We start from the raw sequence: 23769 nt of genomic DNA on the forward strand, positions 1-23769 counted from the left end.
ATGGCAATGAACTTGGTGCACCGGTGGTGTTGTAGCTCGGAGATGTGGGCACGTAAGACCGAGTCGCAGCTCCTGCCGTGGGCGCTGCAGGACGTTGAGCTCGGTGCGGACACCTTGGAGATCGGGCCCGGTTATGGCGCGAATCTGCGCGTGCTGACCAAACGCACCCCGCAGCTGACCGCCGTCGAGATCGACGACACCATGGCCTCGCGGCTGCAGCGGCTCTATAGCGATCAGGCGACCGTGATCCAGGGTGACGGCACCAAGCTCGGTTTCGACGACGACCGCTTCAGCTCCGTGGTGTGCTTCACCATGCTGCACCATGTCCCGACAGCTGATCTGCAGGACCAGCTGTTCGCGCAGGCGCACAGGGTGCTGGCCCCCGGCGGTGTCTTCGCCGGCAGCGACGGAGTGCATTCCACGTTCTTCCGGCTGCTGCACATCGGTGACACCTACAACCCGGTGCCGACGACATCGCTGCCGGGTCGCTTGCGGGCTGCGGGTTTCACCGATATCGAGCATCACCTCGACGGCGGCAATCAGCGCTGGCGCGCGGTGAAGGCGGCCTAGAACCGACGTACTAGCCCGCCGTCTTCTTCAGGGACACCCGGACCCCGTCACCGAGATCGGTGGCGGGTGTCCGCATATTCTGGCCGGCTTCGCCGATTTCCAGTGTCGTGGCCAGGATTTCACCAGCGATCAGATCGCGGTGGCGTTCGGCCCAGGCACTGCGCTCGGCGGGAACCTCGAGGGTGACCTCGATACGGTCGGATACCTCCAGGCCCGACGACTTGCGAAGGTCCTGAAGCTCCCGGATGAGATCGCGCGCCCATCCCTCGGCTTCCAGCTCCTCGGTGACGGTGTCATCGAGGATGACCAGTCCCCCGCCCTCGGGCAGGGCCGCCGTGGAATCGGGCTCCGCGGCCACCAGCCGTGAGTCGAACTCGCCCTCCTGCAGGGTGATTCCGGCCGCGACGACGGTCCCGTCGGCCTGCTGCGCCCAATCGCCGGCCTTGACCGCACGGATGACGGTTTGCACCTCTTTACCCAGCCGCGGGCCCGCGGCGCGCGCATTAACGGTCAACTCGAACTTGCCATAGCCAGCGATATCGTCGGTGAGTTCCACGGATTTCACGTTGAGCTCATCGGCGATCAGTGCCCGGTAGGGCTCCAATCGCTCGGGGTTCGGCACCGCGACAGTCAATTTCAGCAGCGGCAGGCGCACCCGCAGCTTCTTGGCCTTACGCAGTGAAGACCCAGTGGAAGCCACCTTTCGCACCTCGTCCATGGCGGCGACCAGGTCGGGATCGGCGGGCAGTGCCGATTCGGACACCCAGTCGGCCAGGTGCACGGAGCGCTCCCCCGTCAACCCCTTCCAGATCACCTCGGTGGTCAGGGGCAGCAGCGGTGCGGCCAGACGGCAGGTCGTCTCCAAGACGGTGTGCAGGGTGTCGATCGCATCCGCATCTTCGTCCCAGAACCGCGAACGTGACCGTCGGACATACCAATTGGTCAGCGCGTCGGTGAACTGCCGCAGGTGTTCACACGCCCCGGAGACATCGCAGGTATCCATGGCCGCGGTGAGGTCGTCACGCAGCTGCGCCAGTTTGGCCAGGATGTACCTGTCCAGTACCTGCGTCGAATCGGTGCGCCATGTGCCCGGCTTGGGTGCATACAGCTGCAGGAAGCTCCACGCGTTCCACAGCGGCAGGAGCACCTGCCGCACACCCTCGCGGATGCCCTGCTCGGTGACGATCAGGTTGCCTCCGCGCAGGATCGGCGATGCCATCAGGAACCACCGCATCGCGTCGGATCCGTCGCGATCGAAGACCTCGTTGACATCGGGATAGTTGCGCAGCGACTTACTCATCTTCTGGCCGTCGTTGCCCAGCACGATGCCATGCGACACACAGGTTCTGAACGCGGGCCGATCGAAGATCGCGGTCGCCAGCACATGCATGACGTAAAACCAGCCGCGCGTCTGGCCGATGTATTCGACAATGAAGTCGGCCGGGAAGTGATTGTCGAACCACTCGGCGTTCTCGAACGGATAGTGCACCTGCGCGTACGGCATTGAGCCCGAATCGAACCAGACATCGAAGATGTCCGGGATACGGCGCATGGTGGACTTGCCGGTCGGATCGTCCGGGTTGGGGCGGGTCAGCTCGTCGATGTACGGCCGGTGCAGATTGGTTGGACGAACCCCGAAGTCGCGCTCCAGCTCGTCCAGACTTCCGTACACATCGATGCGCGGATACGCCGGATCGTCCGACTTCCAGACCGGAATGGGACTGCCCCAGTATCGATTCCGGGAAACTGACCAGTCGCGCGCACCCTCCAGCCACTTGCCGAACTGGCCGTGCTTGACGTGTTCGGGATACCAGGTGATCTGTTCGTTGAGCTCCACCATCCGATCGCGGAACTCGGTCACCTTGATGAACCACGACGACACCGCTCGATAGATCAACGGGTTTCGGCAGCGCCAGCAATGCGGGTACGAGTGGTCGTAGGTCTCGTGACGCAGCAGGACGGCATCGTTGATAGCCGCGGAACCGGTGCCGTTCTTGAGGTCTTTGATGATCTGCGCGTTGGCATCAAACACCTGCTGGCCCTGGTAATCGGGCACGGTGGCGTCGAATCGGCCCTTTGAATCGACCGGGGTGACGGGGGTAATCCCGGCCTTGTCGGTCACGTTCTTGTCTTCTTCACCGTAGGCGGGGGCCATATGCACGATGCCGGTGCCGTCGTCGGTGGTGACGTATTCAGCCGAGAGCACCGTGAAGGCATTCGGTGACGCATCCTGCTGGAAGTACGGGAACGGCGGAAGGTACCGCAGGCCCAGCATTTCGGCCCCGGTGTACGTGTCCAGTACGGTCGGCTCTTCACCCAGCTCGCGCGCATAGGCTCCGATTCGCGCCTGCGCCAACAGGTAACGCTCCTCGGAACCCTCGGGCTTCACCACCGCGTAGGCCACCTCTGGATTGACCGCGACGGCCAGGTTCGAGGGCAGAGTCCAGGGGGTGGTGGTCCAGATCAGCAGGCGTGCACCGTCGAGCGCCGCCCACCGGCTGTCCGCGTTGCCCGCAATCCGGTACCCCACGGTGACCGCGGGATCCTGGCGACTCTGGTAGACGTCGTCGTCCATCCGAAGCTCATGGTTGGACAACGGTGTCTCGTCGCGCCAGCAGTACGGCAGTACCCGGTATCCCTCGTACGCCAGTCCCTTGTCCCACAATTGCTTGAACGCCCAGATGACCGACTCCATGAAGGTCGGGTCGAGCGTCTTGTAGTCGTTGTCGAAGTCCACCCAGCGCGCCTGCCGGGTGACGTAGTCCTGCCACTCCTTGGTGTAGCGCAGCACCGATTCGCGGCAGGCGTCGTTGAACTCGGCGATACCCATGTCGTCGATCTGCGATTTGTCGGTGATGCCGAGCTGGCGTTCGGCTTCCAGCTCAGCGGGCAAACCATGTGTATCCCAACCAAATCGGCGGTAGACCTGATGTCCGCGCATGGTCTGATAGCGCGGCACGATGTCCTTGACGTACCCGGTGAGTAGATGTCCGTAGTGAGGCAGCCCGTTGGCGAACGGCGGACCGTCGTAGAAGACGTATTCCGGCGAGCCGTCCCGATTGGCGATGCTGGCGCGGAACGTGTCGTCCGCGTCCCAGTAGCGCAGCACCTGTTCTTCCAACGCGGGAAGATTCGGTGATCCGCTGCGCTGATCGGCGCCAAGATCGGTGCGTGGGTACGCGTCTGTGGATGAGCCGCTTGCGCGAAGACCATCAGGCATAGTCGGTACATCTCCCTGTGCTCGCCGGCACGGGGACGATGGGACGCCGTCGGCGTACCTCCGCGGTACCACCCCGCTTGCCCCTACTTGCCCGGGGCCTCTCACACAGGCTGTGACGGGCCTACCCGTCCGGCTCTACTCGGCGATCCGTGCTGCGCACGGAGCCTTTCTTCCGGAGACTCCCCGGTGATGGCCGGATCGATGTCTGTAGGGCAATTCTATTCGGGTGCGTTGATATGGCCAAACCGGTTTCGGAGCATCATCACGGCGGCCAGGACCAGGGCAATCGCCAGGAGGGCGCTCACGAAGAGCACCGTCAGCGCCCACCCGCCGGTCTGATACGCCAATCCGCCCGCTGCGCCTGCCACCGAGCTGCCCAGGTAGTAACTGAATAGGTACAGCGCGGACGCCTCCGCCCGGTCACGCTGCGCGACGGCGCCAACCCAGCCACTCGCGACGGTATGCGCGGCGAAGAATCCGGCGGTAAACACCCCCACGCCGATGATCACCGTGATGAGCGAGTCCGGGATGGTCAGTGCGAGCCCCACCGCCGTGATGGCCACCGCCGAGATCAGCACCAGGCCGCGGCCGCGACGGTCTGCCAGCCGCCCGGCCATCGCCGAGGACACCGTTCCCGCCAGGTACAGCAGAAACAACAGACCGGCAATGGCCGTGGGTAAACCGAACGGCGGGGCGACCAGCCGATAGCCCAGGTAGTTGTACACGGTGACGAACCCGCCCATCAGCACAAATGCCAACCCGAACATGATGAGCAGGACCGGGTTTCGCAGGTGCACGCCCAGGACCCGCATCGTGGTGCCGACCCGCACCCGCTTGGGCACAAAGAACTGGGACTTCGGCAGCAGCACCGCGAACAACACTGTGCATACCAAAGTCATTGCGCCACTGCCCAGTAAGGCGATCCGCCAATTACTCACATCGAGCAACGAGGAGGCCACGAGCCGTCCGGAAAGTCCGCCGACCGTCGTGCCGGCAATGTATCTGCCCATCGCCGAACCCAGTGAGCCCGGATGTACTTCTTCGGCGAGGAACGCCATCGCGACAGCCGGAATCCCCGCCAGTGCTGCACCTTCGGCGGCACGGCCGATCAACAGCACCGCGAACGTGGGACTGGCCGGGAGCAGTAGCCCAATGATCGTCGTCGCGATTGCCGAGACCAGCATCACCCGGGTACGCCCGTACCGCTCCGAGAGCGCGCTTGCCGGAATGATCGACAGCGCGAGCATTCCGGTGGTCACCGAGACCGTCAGCGCGGCGGCGGCGGGACTGACACCGAAATCTGCAGAGAGCGCCGGGAGTACCGCCTGCGTGCCGTAGAGAGCGGCGAAGGTCGCAAGCCCGGCGGCGAAGAGGGCGCCCGTCAGACGCCGATATCCGGCGGTGCCCGTCTCGTGGGGTATGGGATCGGCGGCGCTGATCGCCGGGGGGTGCTCGGTACTTGGAGCCATCGCCATGACAGGAAATGCTCCTCCCGACCAGGCATATCACGGAAATGAGCGATGTGACGATCTATAATTCAATTTGCGCATATAAGGAGGTGGCAGCGTGGCCGACGGCGACTACGAGTGGTACATCACACTCGCCGAACGACAAAACGTCACCGCCGCCGCCGAGCAACTGCAGATCGCCCAGCCCACGCTCACCCGGATGCTGGCCAGATTGGAGCGACGGCTTGGCGCTCAACTGTTCGACCGGCACGGCAAGCGGCTTACGCTGAACCCGTCGGGACGGATCTTCTATCAGCACGCCAGGCGCGCCCAGATGGAACTGGACTCCGCCCGCCGAACCATCAACGACCTCGCCAACCCCGCCGAAGGTGAGATCCGGCTCGGATTCCTGCACACCTTTGGCCCCACGCTCGTCGCCCGGCTGATTGCCGGCTTCGCCGCGACGTCGCCACACGTGCGCTTCGTGCTGGAGCAGGGCGCCGCAGGCAGCCTTGATGACCTTGTCGCGAACGGCGATCTCGACGTCGCGATTGTTTCGCCGCGTCCTCGCCGTACAAATCTTGCATGGCGCAACCTCTTCCGGCAGCGCCTGGGAGTGGCCGTACCGACGGATCACCGGCTGGCACAAGCCGAAGACGTATCGATGATCGATCTGGCCGACGAGCCTTTCATCGGGATGCATCCCGGGTACGGCATGCGCCGTCTTCTCGAAGAGCTTTGTGCTGCCGCACAATTCCAGCCGCGCATAGTGCTCGAATCGAGCAATCTCACCACCGTCGCGGGCCTGGTGGCGGCGGGCCTGGGCATCACGGTGCTCCCCGTCGATGCCACCACCTACCCACCCGATCTCAGGATGTTGCGCCTCGTGGATGCCGACGCACACCGGGACGTCGGCATCATCTGGAGCTCCGGGCAGCCTCTTTCGCGCCCGGTACGAGATTTCATATCCCACGCCATCGCCTCGACCTAGGTAACAATCATCCCCATGTCTGCCGACGTGCCGCCCGAGAACGGGATCGCCCTGGCCATAACGCAGATCGATATCGCCGCCGACGAGGCACAGTTCTATGCGGCCGTGACCGCGGTCCGGGCGGCGGTGGCACGCGAAGTGCGTGCGCGTACACCGGAAGCAGCGCTGGCTGCAGCGTGGTCGGAAGCGTTGCGGCATAGCATCCACGCGTCGGCACGACTCGTCACCAACGGTGTGAATCCGGGCTGGGCCTGGTTCGTCTCGGGAAGCGTGGCCCGGGGCGAGGCGGCACCCGGTTCCGATGTAGAGACGCTGCTTGTCGTCGACGACGAGGTTGACGCTGACGGCAAGACGTACCTCATGGAGACGGCCGCTCAGGTCCACGCCATGCTCGAACGTGCAGACATCGGCAGCGATGCCAACGGAGTCCTGGCAAGTCGCGGCCGATTCTGCCGCCGCAAGGCCAACTGGTTCGAGGGAATCGAACGTTGGTGCGCCAACCCGCCCGAGGACCGGGGTGTCGTGATGGCGGGACTGATGGCCGACTCTCGCGGGGTTGACTCGGGATCATTGTTGTCCGACAACGCACTTCGCAGTGAGAACGTCCGCTGTGCACAGCGGCACTACGCCATCCGGCTTGCCATGCTTCAGGACGCGGTGGCCGTCCGCGCCGGTTTCCCCTCGCGATTGCGGATATTCGCCACGCAGTCCGATGCTGTCGACCTCAAGGTCGCCGCGATCGATCCCGTGGTGAAGATCGCCCGCTGGGCGGCTTTGGCCGCCGGATCGGACGCCCTCGCGACACCGGATCGCCTCGACGCCGCCTCAGCGGCCAAGGTCTTGGACTCCGACGATGCCTCGACGCTGCGGGATTGCTTCACGTGGCTGCTGCGATTTCGGTGGCGGTCCCGGGCCGCAGCCTGGCAGGACGGACGGCAGCTGTCCGACACCGTGTCACTGGCCTCCCTTGCCCCACAGGAACGCGCGGTGCTGCGCTCCGTGGCGCGCGAGATCGCCGGCATCCGGCGCAAGCTCATCTACCTGTCCTCGACGTCCTCATTCCGATAACCGGTCGTACCAGCGCATGGCCCAGCGAGCATCGCCCAGGGCCGTGTGCCGCTGACCGGCACTCGGCGTTCTGACCCCGAATTGCAGCGATAGGTTCGAATAGTCGGCGTCCGGTATCAATCCGCGTTCACGGATCCGGGCCGCCGTCACTGCGACAACATCGACAAGATCCGGATTCCACGCCGGGTGAACCCCGTGTGCCAAGAACATTCGCGTCAGACACTCGGCGTCGAATTGAGGTATCACCCCGACGATCGTGGCTCCCGCCGTCCATTCCCCGACGAGCGACGCTGCCTCAGCGGCACGGAAGACGCGCGGGAACTGCAGCGGGCGCAGACGCACCTGCGGATGACGTTTGTGGAAACCGCTGATCTCAAGGCCGGCCGGATCCGCCGATTCCAGATCCAGATCCTGAACGTCCACGCACAGGTGCAGCTGCCGCTGCCCGGCATCGGTACGGCGAATGATCGCTATTTCCCATGGCTCTCGCTCACGGTGCAGCCCAGTGGTCTCGGTATCGAGAAAGACCAGGGCCACGGAACATCCTCTCGCGCGCGACTACGAGCTGAGCTTGAGCAATTGCTCGGCCGCCAGGGCGGGCGTCAAGGTTCCCTCGCGCACTTGCTGTTCGATATCCGCCCGCGCCGCCTTCACATCCGGCGCGTTGAGCACCCGATCCAGCACCGCGTCACGCACCATCGCCCACATCCATTCGACTTGCTGACGACGGCGTTTGGCGCCGAACTCCCCCGCCTCCGTCAATACCTCGCGGTGCCGCAAGACGGTCTCCCACATCTCGGACACCCCGCTGTTCTCCAATGCGCTCATGGTGAGAACCGGTGGGCGCCAGAGGGTGTCATGCGGATAGATCAAGCGTAGGGCACCCGACAATTCCCGTGCGGCCTTCTGGGCCTCGATGGCATGGGCGCCATCGGCCTTATTCACCACCACGATATCGGCGAGCTCCAGGACACCCTTTTTGATGCCCTGCAGCTGATCTCCGGTGCGTGCCAACGTCAGGAACACAAAGGTGTCAACCATGTTCGCGACGGTGACCTCGGACTGTCCGACACCGACGGTCTCAATGAGAATGACGTCGAACCCGGCCACCTCCAGCAGCACCACCGTCTCACGGGTCGCCTTGGCGACCCCGCCCAGCGTTCCTGAGGTGGGAGAGGGACGGATGTACGCATCGGGATGTACGGAGAGCCGCCCCATCCGGGTCTTGTCACCGAGGATCGATCCTCCGGTGCGAGTGGATGACGGATCGACCGCCAGCACCGCCACCCGGTGTCCCTGCTCGATGAGATACATGCCGAGGGCCTCGATGGTGGTCGACTTGCCCACCCCGGGCACACCGGTGATACCGACCCGTAGTGCTTCTCCCGCATCGGGCGAGATGTCCAGCAGTAACTGCTGAGCCTGCGCTCGGTGATCCGGGCGCGTCGACTCCACCAGCGTGATGGCTTTCGCGAGCGCGGAACGATCACCCGAACGGATCGCGTTGCTCAGGTCCATTTACGCGAGCTTGTATCCGAGTCGTTCAGCCAGCTTGTGCAACAACCCAATCGCGGCCTCAGCGATGACGGTCCCTGGGGGGAAGATGGCCGCGGCACCCGCCGCGTACAGCTCATCGAAATCACCGGGCGGGATGACACCGCCGACGACGATCATGATGTCGGGGCGGCCCACCTCTGCCAAGGCCTCGCGCAGCGCCGGCACCAGAGTCAAGTGCCCCGCGGCCAGCGAGGACACCCCGACCACGTGCACGTCGTTGTCGGCGGCCTGGCGTGCGACTTCCTCCGGCGTTTGGAACAGCGGGCCCACGTCCACGTCGAAACCGATATCGGCGAAGGCCGTTGCGATCACCTTCTGCCCACGGTCGTGCCCATCCTGGCCCATCTTGGCGACCAGCACACGCGGCCGGCGACCATCGGCGTCGGCGAACTTTTGCACGAGCTCGGTCGCTTGCGTCACGCTGTTGACGGCGCCATCCCTTCCCACCTCGTCGCGGTATACGCCGCTGATGGTACGGATTTCGGCTTGATGGCGCCCGTAGACCTTCTCCAGCGCGTCGGAGATCTCCCCGACCGTCGCCTTGTGGCGAGCGGCGTCGATGGCCAGCGCCATCAAGTTGTTGCCCAATCCGTCTTCCCCGGCACGGCTGGAATCAGCCGCGGCCCTGGTCAGTTCATCAAGTGCACGCTGCACCGCGTCGTTATCACGCTCGGCACGCAACTGCTGCAATTTGGCCAGCTGTTCGGCGCGCACCCGCGAGTTCTCGACCTTCAGCACCTCGATCTGCTGATCCTCGACCACCTGGTACTTGTTGACGCCGATCACCGGCTGACGGCCCGAGTCAATGCGTGCCTGAGTACGTGCGGCGGCCTCCTCGATGCGCAGCTTCGGGATGCCCTGATCGATGGCCTGCGCCATCCCGCCGGCTTCGGTGACCTCCCGAATGTGCTCGCGCGCACGAGATGCGAGCTGATGGGTCAGCCACTCCACGTAGTACGAGCCACCCCATGGGTCGATCGGACGACATGTGCCCGACTCCTGCTGGATGAGCAGCTGGGTGTTGCGTGCGATACGTGCCGAGAAGTCGGTGGGCAGCGCCAACGCCTCGTCCAGGGCGTTGGTGTGCAGCGACTGGGTGTGCCCCTGGGTGGCGGCCATCGCCTCGATGCAGGTGCGGGCGACATTGTTGAACACATCCTGCGCGGTCAGCGACCAGCCGGAAGTCTGCGAATGCGTACGCAGAGACTGCGATTTGGCGCTCTTCGGATCGAACTGCGCCACCAGCTCGCTCCACAGCAGACGCCCGGCCCGCAGCTTGGCCACCTCCATGAAGAAGTTCATGCCAATGGCCCAGAAGAAGGACAGACGCGGCGCGAACACATCGATGTCCAGGCCGCCCTCCAGCCCCGCCTTGATGTACTCGACGCCGTCGGCCAGGGTATATGCCAGTTCGAGATCGGCTGTGGCACCGGCCTCTTGGATGTGATAGCCGGAAATGGAGATCGAGTTGAACTTCGGCATCTTGGCGCTGGTGTAGGAGAAGATGTCCGAGATGATCCGCATCGACGGCTTCGGCGGGTAGATGTAGGTGTTGCGGACCATGAACTCTTTGAGGATGTCGTTCTGGATGGTCCCGGCCAGCTGCTGGGGACTGACACCCTGTTCCTCAGCGGCCACCACGTACAGCGCCAGAATCGGAAGCACCGCGCCATTCATGGTCATCGACACCGATACCGACCCCAGGTCGATCCCGTCGAACAACTGACGCATATCCAGGATGGAATCGATGGCCACACCGGCCATGCCGACGTCGCCCTGGACTCGCGGATGATCCGAGTCGTATCCGCGGTGGGTCGCCAGGTCGAAGGCCACCGACAGGCCCTTCTGGCCCGCGGCCAGGTTGCGGCGGTAGAAGGCGTTGGATTCGGCGGCCGTGGAGAAGCCCGCGTACTGGCGGATGGTCCACGGCTGATTGACGTACATCGTCGGGTACGGCCCGCGCAGAAACGGCACCTGCCCCGGGAAGGTATCCAGTGGGTACCCCTGCTCCCGCACGGCATCTCGGTCTGCGGCGGTATAGATGGGCTTGACGGTGATGGCCTCGGGCGTCTCCCAGTCGAGTTGCTCGGGCGTGTACCCGTGAGCGCCGGCGGCGGTACTCACCGCGGCCGCGACGGCGGCAGCGTCCGGCGCGACCGGCGCACGGTCACCGTGCAGCGGTACATCAGCGAAACTGCCCAGGGTGGTGTCGGATACCGAAAGATCCGTGAGGTCAGTCATGTCACGCCCCCAACTTGGTCAATATGGCTGAAAGCGCTTCGACAGCATTGATTTTCATGGTCAGATAGCCATCGGGTCGTGACGTCTGCGCGACCTCCGCGACGGACTTCTCGGGTCCCGCAAGGTAGACGTCGGCGATCCCCGCCGCCCTGGCCGCATCGACAACCGCACCCGCCTCAGCGGCGTAGCGGGCGTCGGTCCCACAGATCACCGCGATGCGTGCTCCCGCATCCGCCACGGCACCCGCGACGGATCCGGCGTCGAGTACACCGGGATTGACGACCTCGATACCGCCTGAGGCCAACAGGTTCGAGGCGAAGGTGGTGCGCACGTTGTGCTCTGCCAGCGGACCCAGCGGAATCAGCAGCGCGGCCGGACGCGCGCCCGACGCCGCCAGGGCTGCGTCGGAGCGATCACGAAGGGCCTCGAATTCGGCGGCGTACCGGTAACCCACCGCGGCATGTGGTGGCAGCGGCGCTTCCGACAGGTTCGGGAATTCGTTCACTCCGGTCACCGAGGTACGCCGGTGAGCGATGTCGTCGGCACGCTGGGCGCGCGTTGCGGCGATGCGTTCCCGAATCAGTTCGGCGGCCGCCTGGAATCCCCCGGCGCCCTCGATCTCGGTGAACAGCGACCATGCCTGCTGCGCAAGGGTTTCCGTGAGGTCCTCGATGTACCAGGAGCCGCCACCCGGGTCGAGCACCCGGCCGACATGGGACTCCTCGATGAGCAGGAGCTGCGTGTTTCGGGCGATTCGCGCGGAGAACGCCGGGGATACCGAATCCAGTCCACCGACGATCGCGTCGTCGAATTGTCGTACCCGCACGCTGTCCGCGCCACCTACTCCGGCGCCGAAAGCGGCCAAAGTGGTGCGCAGCATGTTCACCCACGGATCACGCTGGGCCATCATCGGCTCTGAAGTCACCGCGTGCATGAGAGCTCCGCCGGCCTCGGGCGCGCCGGCCACCTCAGCCACCCGCGCCCAGAGCACTCGGGCGGCACGGAATTTTGCGATCGACAGGAACTGATCATCGGTCGCAGCGAAGCGGAAACTGATCTGCCGCAATGCTTCCGCGATTCCCAGGCCCGCGTTCTGCAATAGCCGCAGGTAGGCAACCCCGGCGGCTATCGCGACCGCGAGTTCCTGGCTGTCGCTGGCGCCGAGTTCGTGGGCGATCGTGCCGTCTGCGGTGATGGCGCGGATCTGCCCGGTCCGAGCGGCCGCGCGCCTGGCCAACGCCACCGCGTCGTCGATCGCGACGCCCGAACGGCCGGTGAACGTGTCCCCGAGCGGATCGGCGCCAAGGTCCACCACAACACCGGCGGCATTTCCCTCGTAGGCATCCAGCACCGCGAAGATCGCCTCGGCCACCCCGATCAGCTCGGCACCGGCCTCCACCTGGATCGGAGCCAGATCGAGGTACACGTCCTGCAACGCGCGCCCTACAGCCTCGGGTGCAAGACCGGCCAGGACGACGGCACTGGTGCCCTGCCCCAGGGCGTCGAGAATGGCCTCATTCAGGAGCGCCGCATCGGCAGCGGCACCGTCGAAACGCTCGGCGACCTTCCATCCACTGTTCACATCGCGTTGCGGATCACCACCCCGGGCAAATGGCCATTGTCCGGGCAAGGACGACTCGGGAAGCTCATCGAGCGCCGTGTACAACGGACGGATCGCAATCCCGTCGTACGTTGGCGAGTCGAGCAGTCGCTCGGGGTCGGCGGGCAGATCCTCGACAGCCTTGCGCGTCGACTTGGCCAATACCCCGGCGACGTTCTTCTGCCACCGTGCGAAGTCATGCCTGATCTCGGGTACCTCAACAGTCACGAAACTGCTCCCTGCTGCTCGTCGTCGAGCGACATATATGGCACTCCATGCCGAAATGCCTATCACACTTAGTCATCAGGCTAAATGACGCCATCGACTACTGCCCAGTACGGGGGCACGGCCATCGCGACACCCGTGTCCTGTCCCGTTCGTTCATCCGACCTCCGTAGGCTGACGACCATGGGATTCCGGCAGGTCTGGGGCGCGTCCGTCGCGGCAGCGCGACGGATTCCGCCGCGGCAGCTGCTATGGACCGGTGTGGCCGTTCTCATCGTGGCCGCGGCCGTGCTGTTTCTTCCGCTGCCGACCGCCCTGCAGATGCGGGACTGGGCCCGTGAGCTCGGCCCCTGGTTCCCACTGGCCTTCCTCGCCGCACACACGATCGTGACAGTGCTGCCGTTCCCACGCACTGCCTTCACCCTGGCCGCCGGCTTGCTTTTCGGCACGCAGCTCGGCGTACTCCTGGCCGTCGTCGCGAGCACCGCGAGCGCGGTGCTCGCGCTGTGGGGTGTGCGGGCGCTGGGGTGGAAGCTCAGCACGCTGCATCACCGTCCCGGCGTGAAGAACGTCGACGATCAACTACGCCGTCGCGGGTGGATCGCCGTGATGTCCATGCGGCTCATCCCGGCCGTGCCGTTCTCGGTGCTCAACTACGCGGCCGGCGCCTCTGCGGTGCGGGTATTGCCGTACACGCTGGCCACGTTCATCGGCCTGCTTCCGGGCACCCTTGCCGTCGTCGTACTCGGTGATGCACTCACCGGGCACATCAGCGGCACGCTCTTCATGGTTTCTTTGGCCACGTCGGTGATCGGCGTGCTGGGCATCTTGTACGAGATCCGGCGCTACAAGCGCACGCACACCGAAATCGCCACGCCCGAGGCCTCCGATGAACCCGAACGGGTCGGCGGCTAAACCGCGGACTCGCGCTCCTGGAACCCTTTGCCCGCGAGAACGGCGAACCACACCAGCAGGCTTGCCGCGGGCAATGCGCGGAATGCCTGGTCGTGCGCACGGATGTGTGCGCCGACTGCCAGGGTGAAGTAGACGGTGAGCATGAAGGCGGTCAGCCGACCCAATGCCGTCCACCGGATACCGCCGAGAAGCCCCACAGCCGAAGCCAACTTGACGACCGGCAGAACCCACCAGATCCGTGGTGGCAAACCCACTTTCTCCAGCGCATCCTTGATCGGTTTGATCGGACGGACGCATGCCGCGGCATCGGCAGCCTGCACGACCGCCAACGCGGTCAGTACCGTCGGTGTCGCCAAACGCCGTTCTGTCATGACGATTTCGCCGCCAATCCCCTGGCTGCCAGCACACTGTAGGTGGCCAGCAAGGTCGAGGCTGATAGCGCATTGACACCGATATCGCGCACCCGCAGATGCGCGCCCACTGCCAGACTGAAGTAGATGGTGAGCAGCACCAGCGTCAGTTTGGCAAGCCCCGGAAAACGGACTCCACCCAATAGGCCTATCGCGGACGCGGCCTTGATCGGCGCGAAAATCCAACGGTTTTGCTGTGGATAATGCACGTCATCAAGGCATTTGGCTACATAGGGAACAGGCTGGACGCACAGCGCGGCGTCGATCGCCTGAAAGGAACCCAGCAAAGCCAAGACTCGGGGAGATACGAAAGCGTCGTTGCTCATTGCTCCAGTCAACCACCACAACATCGGGTAGTCGATGGCCGGCCGATTTCGGCTAGTGCGGTGCGTGCGCTCCGAGGGACGCCGAGATAACCGCCAGCGGCGAATGAGCCAGCTGCATGTTGGCGCGCTCCTGCGGGGTCAACCGATGGCGCTCCAGGAAAAGTCGCAACGCGCGAATACTCATGTCTTCATTGGACGCGGTCGCGCCGGCAGAATCCAGCGCGACCGCGTCTTCCCAACGATTTCATTACGGGTTACCCCGGCAGACACTCAACTTCCGTGTGCAAGTTGAATTGCCTTCACCACCAACAGGATGGCACCGACAACCAGGTATCCCCGAAGGGCGAGCATGCCCAGCTTCGTCGCCGGACTCCACGTGACCGGTTCCAGTAGGGCCAGCGGAGGCATACGCCAGGTCCGGGCGTCCACGCCTTCGAGGGCCTTGTTCATCGCTATCACCGCCGGATCGACGCCGTGCCTGCCCGAGACCCACCACAGGCCAATCCCTATCAACACCCCGAGGACCGCGACTCCTACCCCGAGGTCACCGGCAACCTGCACGACGTCCAGGTCCGGGAAAAGGGTGGTGGCCATCAAGATGCCGGAAAGGAACAGCAGCACACCGACGATGAGCCCAGCCACGATGTTGAGCCACGCCTTGTTGACCCACGGACCCAGCACCGCCTTGTCATTGCACAACAACAACAGGAACACGCTCGCGCTGGGCAGCAGCAGGCCGGCCAGGGCTTGCACCGCGGTGGTCATCAGCCCGAGCGGGGCGTGCGGGATCAGCACGATGGCGGCCCCCACGCCGACCATCACGGTGTAGGACAAGTAGAACGGCTTGGCGTCCTTGAAACTCCGGTGCAGCGAGTGCTTGAGCCCGAAGGTGTCTCCGAACGCGTAACTGGTCGCCAGGGTGACCGCCGCCGCGCCGATGATCGACGCATCCAGCAGGACGATGGCAAAGATCTTGCCCAGCAATGGCTGAGCCTGTCCCAACCAGCCGGCGATCAGACCCGCGTCGCCACCGTCGCCCCATTTGTCCGGACCAGAGTTCCCGGTGACGCGGGCTGCGTAGTCGGCCGTCATCAGCAACGCGGCCGCACCTATCACCACCACGAGTGAGCCGATAACGGTGTCAGCACGTTCATATCCGATGAACCGCGGAGTGATGCGCTTGTCCACGATGTTCGACTGCTGGAAGAACAGCTGCCATGGCGCCACGGTGGTGCCGACCATGGCGATGATCAGCAGTACCGCACCCGAACTGATTCCTCCTTCGATTCCTGGCACCACGAAATCGTGTGCTGCCCTTCCCCACTGCGGATCCGACATCAAGAACATGGGGATCTGCAGCAGCGTGATCACAATGAACACGAACATGGCGCGCTCCCAACGGCGGAAGCTCCCGGTGGCCATGATGAGAATCAGCGCGATCGCGGCAACGGGCACTGTGTAGTACTTGGGCACTCCCAGGTACTCGGAGGCCAGTGCCACACCGATGAATTCAGTAACGAGGGTCAGAAAGTTCAGGATGAACAAGTCCCCCACGGAGAACCAGCCCCAACCACGGCCGAACCGTTCGTTGATCAACCTCGCGTGTCCGACTCCGGTCACCGCGCCGAGCCGAACCACCATCTCTTGGTTGACGATGAGAACCGGGATGAGCAGCAGAAGCACCCACAACAAGCTGTATCCATAACTCTGACCGGCCTGGGCGTACGTCGCCACACCGCCGGCGTCGTTGTCGCCGACCATGACGATGATGCCCGGCCCCAGGATCGCAGCCATGGTGGCCATCCGGGTCTTGAAGGTCCGCGCCTGGCCTGGATCACTCACACTGATCTTGCCGAAAGCGCCCTCGATGTCGCCCAGATGCGCTGAGTCAAGCACCGCGCTCTTCGGCTGCACCGTGGCGACTCCGGGTCTCCCCGCCACGAAGTTCTCCGAGTTTCCCAACGTCGCGTCGACCATTCCCTTGTCGCTCATGGGCTGACTCCGTCTGGGCTCGAAGCGATCTGGCGCACCGGACGCGGAGCCGGTTCACGGCGACGCCAATCCTCGGGGATCAACGCGGCCAGCACATCGTCATAGGTGACCACGCCAAGCACCGTGTCTGCCTCATCGACAACGGGAATCAAAGCCAGGTTGTAGTCGGCCATCAACAGCGCGACATCGGTGAGGTCGGCCTCCGGGGAGACCCGCACCGGATCATCGTCCATGATCGATTCCACGGCGACGTCACGATCGGCCTGCAGCAGCCGGATCACCGACACGACACCCACCAATTCACCGTTATCGGCGATCACGTGCACCTTCAGAAGCGCCTCGGGCTGTAGGGATTTCGCCTCAGAGATCGCAGTAAGCGCATCAACGGCGCTGCTGCCGAGCACGCACGAAACAATGTCGACGTTCATCAGACCACCGGCCGACTCAGGGCTGAAGCCCATCAACGTGACCACTTTGGTGCGTTGTGGACCCGGCATCAGCTCCAAAACAGCCCGGCGACGCGACTGGCGCAGATCGAAGATCGCATCCGCCGCGTCATCGGCACGCATCCTGCCAAGGAGAGCGGCGACCTCGGCATCGGGCATGTCCTGGAACAGCTTGCTGGCCTTATCGGAGTCGAGTTCCTCGAATACATCGGCTTCGAGTTCGGGGTTGTCGCGGACCCGGTCGAGGATCTCGCCGCCCTCTTCCTTGGTGGCATCCTCGAGTAGGTCGGCGATTTCGGCGGGTTTGAGGGTGTTCACTCTCCCGCCGACGCGGCGTGCCAGCAGGGAACCGCCGTGACCGATCATCGGCTCAAAGGCCTTCCAGTCCCTACCGGCCTGGCCGGCCCCGGCCTTTATCAGGCCGAAAAACCTTGCCGGACGCCGTGTATCGAGTCGAGCAAGAATCCACCCTTCCGGCGATTCCACCAGCTCGATATCGTAGGCATGCACCAGTTCGGCATTCTCCACATCGATAAACCGGTGATCGAGTACGTCCTCGTCGAGCAGGTATTCCCCGCCACGACGTTCAAAGCCGCGTAGATCAACTTTGTTCTTACTCAATTCAATTCGTGCAGGCGCCACGGCGGAAACCGCGTCTGAGGAGACGAAGACCCTGCGTCCACCCATGTCGACGACGTAGCCGGTGACGATCGGGTACTCATCTGCCCCACGGAACCGAACGATGACGTCTTCCAATCGGCCTACTGTGTCACCGGAACGTGCGACTACCGGGGCCTTCAATAGGTCCGAAAATTGGATCACCCGCGGCACAGCCGCATTACTCGAAGTAGACATGCCGACTCCTCAGCGATTGGACCAATACGCTTCGTCCGCCCAGCGGGCGGCCGAAGCGTATTGGCCTCGAATGAATTCCGAATGTCCACGCACTGTGAATCGGCTGTGCGTGGACCCAATGGCGATGCCCCTCGGGGTTACCGCGGTGGGTGCGCCCCAAGAGACGCCGAGACAACCGCCAGCGGTGAGTACGCCAGTTGGAGGTTGGCGCGCTCTTGCGGGGTCAGCCGGTTACGTGTCCACAGCCGGCGTACTGCGTTGAATGTGGTGTTCATGATCGGACTCCTTTTGGGAAGCCGCATACCTGAACGCGAACGTCAAACACGTTGGCTAGAGCGAGGATTCAGCCTCGAATGAGCAGCAAGGTATGCGGCAGCTGTTGTCTATGCGGACTGTCACCGGATATCACGGTTGTGCCTCACCTCCTTGCCGTCGGGGCGCACGCGGGCGCCTGCTGTGTGGAACAGCGACCACAAGAGGAATCACCGAACACTCAGGGCGTCCGGTATGCACCCCTCTCGTCAGGGCTTCGGCACTACGTGACGTGTCCGCTCGCGGAAGCCACTTCGGGTCATCCCTTAGTCCGGGAAGACCTGTCCTAACCTTGGGCGTCTCTCGACGTCGTCAGATCAGTGGCCTGTATTCACGTAGGAGCCTCACCTAGCAAGGTGCTGAACCGCTACCCATGATGGGCCGGAGGAATCACCTTGTCAAGCAGACTGCGCCCGCGTCGTTCTCACGCCCCCGGCAGTCCGTGACGGTTGGCGGGATCGATCGCGGGGTCCGCTGCCCCGATTTCCTGGGCTGCGGATTGCGCCGCGGCAACTGCCGCAGCGACTTCCGGAGTGGTCTTTGTCTCGAACCATCCGGCGACCTCGGTGGCGTCGTCCTCGGGGCGCTCGGTCGACTCATCGGCCGGGGAAGGCTCGTAGCGGAACACTCCGTCGCTGCCGGGAGCACCCAGCAGTTTGGTGAATCCCTGTAATGCCGAACCGAAGTCACTGGGAATGAGCCACACCTTGTTGGCTTCACCCTGAGCCATCTTCGGCAATGTCTGTAAGTACTGGTATGCCAACAACTCCGGAGTGGGCTTACCGGATTTCACTGCGGCAAAAACCTTTTCGATGGCTTTGGCCTGGCCCTGGGCTTGCAGATACTGAGCGGCACGCTCGCCCTCGGCACGCAGGATGCGGGATTGGCGTTCACCCTCAGCGGCCAGGATCGCCGACTGGCGCGAGCCTTCGGCGGCAAGGATCTGGGCCTGCTTCTGCCCCTCCGCCGACAGAATCGCGGCTTGCCTGGCACCTTCGGCCGACAGGATCATGGCGCGCTTCTCGCGGTCTGCCTTCATCTGCTTTTCCATCGACTCCTGCACCGAAGGCGGCGGGTCGATGGATCGCAACTCGACGCGTGCGACGCGCAGCCCCCAGCGTCCGGTGGCCTCGTCGAGCACGCCACGCAGCTGGCCGTTGATCTGATCGCGTGAGGTCAGCGTCTGCTCCAGCGTCATGCCACCGACCACATTGCGCAGCGTGGTGGTGGTGAGCTGTTCCACACCGACGATGTAGTTGCTGATCTCGTACACCGCGGCCTGCGGGTTGGTGACCTGGAAGTAGACAACGGTGTCGATGTTCACCGTCAGGTTGTCCTCGGTGATCACCGGTTGGGGTGGGAAGGACACCACCCGCTCACGCAGATCAACCTTGGCGCGGATGCGGTCGACGAACGGCACCAGAATGGTCAACTGCCCGCTCACGGTCTTCGAATACCGCCCCAGACGCTCGATCACCGCAGCTTCCGCCTGCGGGACGAGTGCCACGGACTTCAGCACGATGGTGACGCCCAGGATGATCAAGACGATGAGCACAAAGGCTCCGGCAGCTACTCCCATACCCGTACTCCTGTCACTGGAATTCTTGCGCTAGATCTTCTCGACAACCGCCGTCGCGCCGTCGATTTGAACAACCGTCACCGTCTCACCCTGCTCGAATCGGCCAGACTTCTCCAGGCTGCGCGCGGACCACATCTCGCCGCCGAGTCGAACCAGCCCATGGACGTCATCGACCGGTTCAATCACAATGGCGCTCTTACCCTCCAACGCCTTGGCGTTGGTGTGCAGAATCGGGCCTGCCGTCAGCCGCTTGCGCAGAGCAGGCCGCACGCCGACCAGCAGAATGATCGCGCTGATGACGAAGACCAGCCCCTCTGCCCACAACGGCATGTCAAACACCCAGCCGGCACCGGCCGTGACCAGGGCCGAACCGCCGAGCATCAACAGGAACATGTCACCTGTCATCAGCTCGGCGGCCGCAAGCAGGATGCCTGCGACAAGCCACACAATCGGCATGGGTCCACATTAGACCGCGTGGGCAACTGGTGGGGGCGGATACGGGGCCTTAGACTGCGAGCACTATGGCGAATCCGAGTGTGTCCCTGGCGGTGTGGGCAAGCGCGTGGCTGGCTGGCCGCGCGGCTCCCGACGACGTCATCGATGCCCTTATCGCGTGGGCGCCAAGACATTTGGTCACCGCATACGACGCTGTCGCCGCCGGCCACACGGGACTTTCGTGGCCCGATATGGACGACAACGGCCCTATCGGCCTACTCCAGACGGTCCGTACCGCCACCGGCCAGCCACACGGTGTCCCCGATATCCATGTGATCCTGCCCGCTCCCGGCGACCCGCGCGGCCTGCCTGCCAATACCCAGTTCCAACGTGACGCGATGGAGGCCAGCGAGGCGATTGTGCTCAGCGACCGCCAAAACAACTCCACGGCAATAGGATTGGTTCCCGCTGTAGAGTATGACGAGGATCGCGATGAGACCGTTGGCCTATCCTGGACCGTGTATTCGCTCCCCGCGCGAATCCCAGCGCAAGCCGGACCAGATCTTGGGGAAGCCGAATATCAACTACGCCAGGCAGTCCGGACTGCCACAGCAACACTCAACCGCCTCGACAGGGTCGTGGACACGGCAGATGCAGACCCCCGCGCCCTGGTCGAAGAGGTGCTTTCCACGCTACGCGGGCATCGCCTGCCCGACTACGCGCCACACCGGGCGGTGCGCGTCCTGGATTCGGCCAACCAGGTCGAGGCCATAGCTACCGCGGCGGCCGAGGTCATGGAGTTACCCGGCGCCCTCGATGACGGCGCGGTCGCCGATGTGCTGCGGCCCCTCGTCATCCTGGTGCGTGAGGCGCGGATGGCAGCCGCAGCCGCCATCATCGACGCCGCGCGTTAGACCTCCTGGCGACCGCAGCACAGCGGCGAACACAGGGCGCCGTTCACGCTGAACCCGTATCCGGGGACCGGGTTCGCTCCGGCCGCTCGCCGTGGCGGCGTGCCGTCCGCAACCTCTGCGATCAAGTCGACCGCCACCCGTGCGAATCGCTCGTCCGCACCCGGTGTCGCCGCACGCGCGAATTCGATGCCGTGTTCATCCGCATACTCACGCGCCTCGTTGTCCAAGTCCCACACCACCTCCAGATGGTCCGAGACGAACCCGATGGGCGATACCACGACGGAGCGAATGCCCCGATCTTTCAGGGCCGCAAGATGATCGACGATGTCGGGTTCGAGCCACGGGACCTGGGGTGGGCCGGAGCGGGACTGCCACACCACGTCGTAATCCTGGTAGCCAGCCGCGTCGGCAACCAGCTCGGCAAGGTAGCGCACCTGTCGGCTGTACAAGTCGGGGCCGTGCCGCTGGTCGGCAGCGATGGGGATGGAATGCGCGGTGAACACCAGCCGGGGCGTCTCCCGCATCCCCGACACCGCGGCGGTCACCGCTTCTGCGTAAAGCTGCACCAAGGCGGGGTGGTCGAAGTACTGACGAAGCTTGACCAGCTCGGGTGCTCCGTCGCCCACCGCCGCCCGGGCCCGCGCAATGTCTTCCACGTATTGGGTGCATCCCGAATAACCGCCCCAGGCAGAGGTCGTGAAGACCGCTGCCCGCCGAACCCCTTTGTCGCGCATGTCGGCAACGGTTTCTTCCACCATGGGGTGCCAGTTGCGGTTGCCGAAGAACACCGGCAGCGGGCGTCCGCTCAGCTCCAGCTGGCGCGAGATCTCGGCGATCAGGGCGCGATTGATGCCATTGATCGGTGAGACACCGCCGAAATGGAAGTAGTGCTCGGCCACCTCGTCGAGACGTTCCGGCGGAACCCCGCGACCGCGGGTGACGTTCTCCAGGAACGGCCGAACCTCCAGCGGCCCCTCGGGCCCGCCGAAGGACAGGAGAAGCACCGCGTCAAAGAGCATGGGTGCCCCTAGAGCAGCTGCGTGTGTGCGCCGCCGTCAGCGAAGATAATGTCGCCGGTGGTGGCGGGCAGCCAGTCCGAGAGCAGGGCACACACGGTCTTGGCGACGGGTGTCGGGTCCTTCATGTCCCAGCCGATCGGGGCACGCTGGTCCCAACCATCTTCGAGCACGCTCATCTGCTGGCCGGCCTCCTCGCCCAGCGCGCCGCCGACGATCGCGCTCATGGCCAGCGTCCGGATGGGACCGGCGGCAACCAGATTCGAGCGAATACCGGCCGCACCGGCCTCGCGCGCGACGAACCGGTTTACCGATTCCAGTGCGCTCTTGGCCACGGTCATCCAGTTGTAGAACGGCATCGCGCGGGTCGGGTCGAAGTCCATGCCTACGATGCTGCCGCCCGGGTTCATGATGGGCAGCACAGCCTTGGCCAGCGAGGCGTAAGAGAACGCCGAGATGTGAAACCCCTTGGCCACATCCTCGAACGGAGCCTCGAAGAACGGGTTCAGCCCCATGCCGGTCTGCGGCATGAAACCGATGGAGTGCACCACGCCGTCCAGCTTGTTGCCCTCTCCGATCACCTCGGTGACACGCTCGGCAAGGCTGTCCAGGTGCTTCTCATCCTGCACATTGAGCTCCAGCAGCGGCGCGGGCTCGGGCAGGCGCTGGGTGATGCGCTCGATGAGACGCAACCGGTCGAATCCGGTGAGCACCAGCTGTGCGCCCTGCTCCTGCGCGACCTTCGCGATGTGGAACGCGATCGACGAATCGGTGATGATGCCCGTCACCAGGATCCGCTTGCCCTCAAGTAGTCCTGCCACGATTCTCCTTAGGTAATTGCGATGCCCACGCTCGTCGCGCGGCCACACTGATCGATGTCCGAAACGTCCTTCTAATGGCCCATGCCCATGCCGCCATCAACCGGGATGACTGCACCGGAGATGTAACTGGCATCCTCGGACGCCAGGAAGCTGACCACCCCGGCGACCTCAGCGGCAGTGCCCACTCGCTTCGCCGGGATGAATTCCAGTGCGCCCTCCTGGACCCTTTCGTCGAGCGCGCGCGTCATCTCGGTGTCGATAAAACCAGGGGCGACCACGTTGGCGGTGACACCCGCCTTGGAGAGCTCCCGAGCGATCGAGCGCGCCAAGCCGATGACACCGGCCTTGGAGGCCGCGTAGTTGGCCTGGTTACCGATTCCCCACGTGCCGGAAACCGAACCGATGAAGATCATCCGGCCGAAGCGCTTGCGCTGCATCGTGCGCGACGCCCGCTGGGCCACCCGGAATGCTCCGGTCAGGTTCGCGTTGATGACCTTCTCGAACTTCTCCTCGGTCATGCGCATCAAGAATGCGTCCTGCGCAATGCCCGCGTTGGATACCAGCACCTCGACAGGTCCCTGGTGCTCCTCGACCTCTTTGAAAGCCCGGTCGACGGCATCGTTGTCGGTGACATCGCACTCCACCCCGAACAAGCCCTCCGGCACCCCGGATCCACGATGGGTCACCGCCACCTTGTGCCCGTCAGCGGCAAGACGTTGCGCGATCGCAAGTCCGATACCCCGGTTACCACCGGTAACCAGCACAGAACGAGAGACAAAGTCGGGACGGGCGACGCTAGCGTCGAGAGCATCAGACATGAGACCCAAC

General features: G+C 64.3%; 22 protein-coding genes and 1 riboswitch. Of the genes, 5 read left to right on the forward strand and 17 right to left on the reverse strand.

Translation table 11 applies throughout. From position 1 onward, the window contains the following. Positions 1-570 (forward strand): class I SAM-dependent methyltransferase, encoded by a 570-nt coding sequence (locus AOT83_RS09305; RefSeq protein WP_193601820.1) that lies wholly within the window; start codon positions 1-3, stop codon positions 568-570. A gap of 10 nt (positions 571-580) precedes the next feature. Here AOT83_RS09305 and ileS read toward each other — a convergent pair whose 3' ends face one another. Then, positions 581-3790: an isoleucine--tRNA ligase gene (gene ileS / locus AOT83_RS09310; RefSeq protein WP_057965890.1), complete on the reverse strand. Its 3210-nt coding sequence runs from the start codon at positions 3788-3790 to the stop codon at positions 581-583. A gap of 218 nt (positions 3791-4008) precedes the next feature. After that, positions 4009-5265, reverse strand: a complete 1257-nt coding sequence (locus AOT83_RS09315) for an MFS transporter (RefSeq protein ID WP_057965891.1) — start codon at positions 5263-5265, stop codon at positions 4009-4011. Positions 5266-5356: 91 nt separating this feature from the next. Here AOT83_RS09315 and AOT83_RS09320 point away from each other — a divergent pair, with 91 nt between their 5' ends. Next, positions 5357-6229 (forward strand): LysR family transcriptional regulator, encoded by an 873-nt coding sequence (locus AOT83_RS09320; RefSeq protein WP_057965892.1) that lies wholly within the window; start codon positions 5357-5359, stop codon positions 6227-6229. 15 nt (positions 6230-6244) lie between these two features. Then, positions 6245-7297 (forward strand): putative nucleotidyltransferase substrate binding domain-containing protein, encoded by a 1053-nt coding sequence (locus tag AOT83_RS09325; protein ID WP_057965893.1) that lies wholly within the window; start codon positions 6245-6247, stop codon positions 7295-7297. Here the strand turns inward: AOT83_RS09325 and AOT83_RS09330 are convergent. Genes AOT83_RS09330 through mutA form a run of 4 tightly spaced genes read right to left on the reverse strand, consistent with a single transcriptional unit; the run spans position 7286 to position 12923 of the window. Next, positions 7286-7834 (reverse strand): exonuclease domain-containing protein, encoded by a 549-nt coding sequence (locus AOT83_RS09330; protein ID WP_030093432.1) that lies wholly within the window; start codon positions 7832-7834, stop codon positions 7286-7288. The two genes, AOT83_RS09325 and AOT83_RS09330, sit on opposite strands and share 12 nt — an antisense overlap. 21 nt (positions 7835-7855) lie before the next feature. After that, positions 7856-8815: a methylmalonyl Co-A mutase-associated GTPase MeaB gene (meaB, locus tag AOT83_RS09335; RefSeq protein WP_057965894.1), complete on the reverse strand. Its 960-nt coding sequence runs from the start codon at positions 8813-8815 to the stop codon at positions 7856-7858. Continuing rightward, complete coding sequence (scpA, locus tag AOT83_RS09340) at positions 8816-11095, reverse strand: methylmalonyl-CoA mutase (RefSeq protein WP_057965895.1); 2280 nt, start codon at positions 11093-11095, stop codon at positions 8816-8818. 1 nt (position 11096) lies between these two features. Further along, complete coding sequence (gene mutA, locus AOT83_RS09345; RefSeq protein ID WP_057965896.1) at positions 11097-12923, reverse strand: methylmalonyl-CoA mutase small subunit; 1827 nt, start codon at positions 12921-12923, stop codon at positions 11097-11099. A gap of 180 nt (positions 12924-13103) precedes the next feature. On the opposite strand from mutA, the gene AOT83_RS09350 reads away from it, so the two are divergent. Then, positions 13104-13835, forward strand: coding sequence for a TVP38/TMEM64 family protein (locus AOT83_RS09350; RefSeq protein WP_030093436.1), 732 nt, complete (start codon positions 13104-13106; stop codon positions 13833-13835). Here the strand turns inward: AOT83_RS09350 and AOT83_RS09355 are convergent. From AOT83_RS09355 to AOT83_RS09380, 8 genes are all read right to left on the reverse strand, one after another. Beyond that, entirely contained in the window at positions 13832-14206 is a 375-nt protein-coding gene (locus AOT83_RS09355) for a DoxX family protein (RefSeq protein ID WP_057965897.1), read from the reverse strand. The genes AOT83_RS09350 and AOT83_RS09355 overlap by 4 nt on opposite strands. Then, on the reverse strand, positions 14203-14571 hold the full coding sequence (locus tag AOT83_RS09360; RefSeq protein WP_057965898.1) for a DoxX family protein: 369 nt from the start codon (positions 14569-14571) through the stop codon (positions 14203-14205). The genes AOT83_RS09355 and AOT83_RS09360 overlap by 4 nt, the downstream gene beginning before the upstream one ends. Positions 14572-14623: 52 nt before the next feature. Further along, the gene (locus AOT83_RS28345) at positions 14624-14755 is read right to left on the reverse strand and encodes a hypothetical protein (RefSeq protein WP_256364546.1); all 132 of its coding nucleotides are present in this window, start codon (positions 14753-14755) and stop codon (positions 14624-14626) included. Between the two features lie 86 nt (positions 14756-14841). Further along, the gene (locus AOT83_RS09365; RefSeq protein WP_057965899.1) at positions 14842-16563 is read right to left on the reverse strand and encodes an Nramp family divalent metal transporter; all 1722 of its coding nucleotides are present in this window, start codon (positions 16561-16563) and stop codon (positions 14842-14844) included. Continuing rightward, entirely contained in the window at positions 16560-17864 is a 1305-nt protein-coding gene (locus AOT83_RS09370; protein ID WP_057965900.1) for a CBS domain-containing protein, read from the reverse strand. Before AOT83_RS09370 ends, AOT83_RS09365 begins: the two co-directional genes overlap by 4 nt. A 137-nt stretch (positions 17865-18001) precedes the next feature. Then, entirely contained in the window at positions 18002-18139 is a 138-nt protein-coding gene (locus AOT83_RS27830; RefSeq protein WP_044103922.1) for a hypothetical protein, read from the reverse strand. Positions 18140-18370: 231 nt separating this feature from the next. Next, positions 18371-18539, reverse strand: a riboswitch (M-box (ykoK) riboswitch). A 61-nt stretch (positions 18540-18600) separates the two neighbouring features. Next, positions 18601-19755: an SPFH domain-containing protein gene (locus tag AOT83_RS09375; RefSeq protein WP_030093441.1), complete on the reverse strand. Its 1155-nt coding sequence runs from the start codon at positions 19753-19755 to the stop codon at positions 18601-18603. Between the two features lie 30 nt (positions 19756-19785). After that, positions 19786-20211, reverse strand: coding sequence for an NfeD family protein (locus AOT83_RS09380; RefSeq protein ID WP_030093442.1), 426 nt, complete (start codon positions 20209-20211; stop codon positions 19786-19788). 65 nt (positions 20212-20276) lie between these two features. On the opposite strand from AOT83_RS09380, the gene AOT83_RS09385 reads away from it, so the two are divergent. Next, positions 20277-21104: a hypothetical protein gene (locus tag AOT83_RS09385; RefSeq protein WP_057965901.1), complete on the forward strand. Its 828-nt coding sequence runs from the start codon at positions 20277-20279 to the stop codon at positions 21102-21104. On the opposite strand, the gene AOT83_RS09390 is transcribed toward AOT83_RS09385, so the two are convergent. The 3 genes from AOT83_RS09390 to fabG1 all read right to left on the reverse strand — a co-directional run bounded on the left by AOT83_RS09390 (position 21101) and on the right by fabG1 (position 23759). Then, positions 21101-22123: a ferrochelatase gene (locus AOT83_RS09390; RefSeq protein ID WP_057965902.1), complete on the reverse strand. Its 1023-nt coding sequence runs from the start codon at positions 22121-22123 to the stop codon at positions 21101-21103. The genes AOT83_RS09385 and AOT83_RS09390 overlap by 4 nt on opposite strands. Before the next feature lie 8 nt (positions 22124-22131). Continuing rightward, the gene (inhA, locus tag AOT83_RS09395) at positions 22132-22941 is read right to left on the reverse strand and encodes an NADH-dependent enoyl-ACP reductase InhA (RefSeq protein WP_030093445.1); all 810 of its coding nucleotides are present in this window, start codon (positions 22939-22941) and stop codon (positions 22132-22134) included. A 71-nt stretch (positions 22942-23012) separates the two neighbouring features. Next, on the reverse strand, positions 23013-23759 hold the full coding sequence (fabG1, locus tag AOT83_RS09400) for a 3-oxoacyl-ACP reductase FabG1 (protein WP_057965903.1): 747 nt from the start codon (positions 23757-23759) through the stop codon (positions 23013-23015). Between the last annotated feature and the right edge of the window lie 10 nt (positions 23760-23769).

The organism is Mycobacteroides sp. H001, from assembly GCF_001440005.1.
Lineage (GTDB): Bacteria > Actinomycetota > Actinomycetes > Mycobacteriales > Mycobacteriaceae > Mycobacterium > Mycobacterium gwanakae.

Excerpts from the sequence above, each read along its gene's own strand:
- AOT83_RS28345 (WP_256364546.1), bottom strand. The coding sequence starts at position 14,755 with ATGAGTATTCGCGCGTTGCGACTTTTCCTGGAGCGCCATCGGTTGACC.
- AOT83_RS09370 (WP_057965900.1), bottom strand. The coding sequence starts at position 17,864 with ATGTCTACTTCGAGTAATGCGGCTGTGCCGCGGGTGATCCAATTTTCG.
- AOT83_RS09390 (WP_057965902.1), bottom strand. The coding sequence starts at position 22,123 with ATGCTCTTTGACGCGGTGCTTCTCCTGTCCTTCGGCGGGCCCGAGGGG.
- AOT83_RS09305 (WP_193601820.1), top strand. The coding sequence starts at position 1 with ATGGCAATGAACTTGGTGCACCGGTGGTGTTGTAGCTCGGAGATGTGG.
- fabG1 (WP_057965903.1), bottom strand. The coding sequence starts at position 23,759 with ATGTCTGATGCTCTCGACGCTAGCGTCGCCCGTCCCGACTTTGTCTCT.
- AOT83_RS09380 (WP_030093442.1), bottom strand. The coding sequence starts at position 20,211 with ATGCCGATTGTGTGGCTTGTCGCAGGCATCCTGCTTGCGGCCGCCGAG.
- AOT83_RS09350 (WP_030093436.1), top strand. The coding sequence starts at position 13,104 with ATGGGATTCCGGCAGGTCTGGGGCGCGTCCGTCGCGGCAGCGCGACGG.
- AOT83_RS27830 (WP_044103922.1), bottom strand. The coding sequence starts at position 18,139 with ATGAACACCACATTCAACGCAGTACGCCGGCTGTGGACACGTAACCGG.
- AOT83_RS09360 (WP_057965898.1), bottom strand. The coding sequence starts at position 14,571 with ATGAGCAACGACGCTTTCGTATCTCCCCGAGTCTTGGCTTTGCTGGGT.
- meaB (WP_057965894.1), bottom strand. The coding sequence starts at position 8,815 with ATGGACCTGAGCAACGCGATCCGTTCGGGTGATCGTTCCGCGCTCGCG.
- AOT83_RS09355 (WP_057965897.1), bottom strand. The coding sequence starts at position 14,206 with ATGACAGAACGGCGTTTGGCGACACCGACGGTACTGACCGCGTTGGCG.
- AOT83_RS09325 (WP_057965893.1), top strand. The coding sequence starts at position 6,245 with ATGTCTGCCGACGTGCCGCCCGAGAACGGGATCGCCCTGGCCATAACG.
- AOT83_RS09375 (WP_030093441.1), bottom strand. The coding sequence starts at position 19,755 with ATGGGAGTAGCTGCCGGAGCCTTTGTGCTCATCGTCTTGATCATCCTG.
- AOT83_RS09385 (WP_057965901.1), top strand. The coding sequence starts at position 20,277 with ATGGCGAATCCGAGTGTGTCCCTGGCGGTGTGGGCAAGCGCGTGGCTG.
- AOT83_RS09365 (WP_057965899.1), bottom strand. The coding sequence starts at position 16,563 with ATGAGCGACAAGGGAATGGTCGACGCGACGTTGGGAAACTCGGAGAAC.
- AOT83_RS09315 (WP_057965891.1), bottom strand. The coding sequence starts at position 5,265 with ATGGCGATGGCTCCAAGTACCGAGCACCCCCCGGCGATCAGCGCCGCC.
- ileS (WP_057965890.1), bottom strand. The coding sequence starts at position 3,790 with ATGCCTGATGGTCTTCGCGCAAGCGGCTCATCCACAGACGCGTACCCA.
- scpA (WP_057965895.1), bottom strand. The coding sequence starts at position 11,095 with ATGACTGACCTCACGGATCTTTCGGTATCCGACACCACCCTGGGCAGT.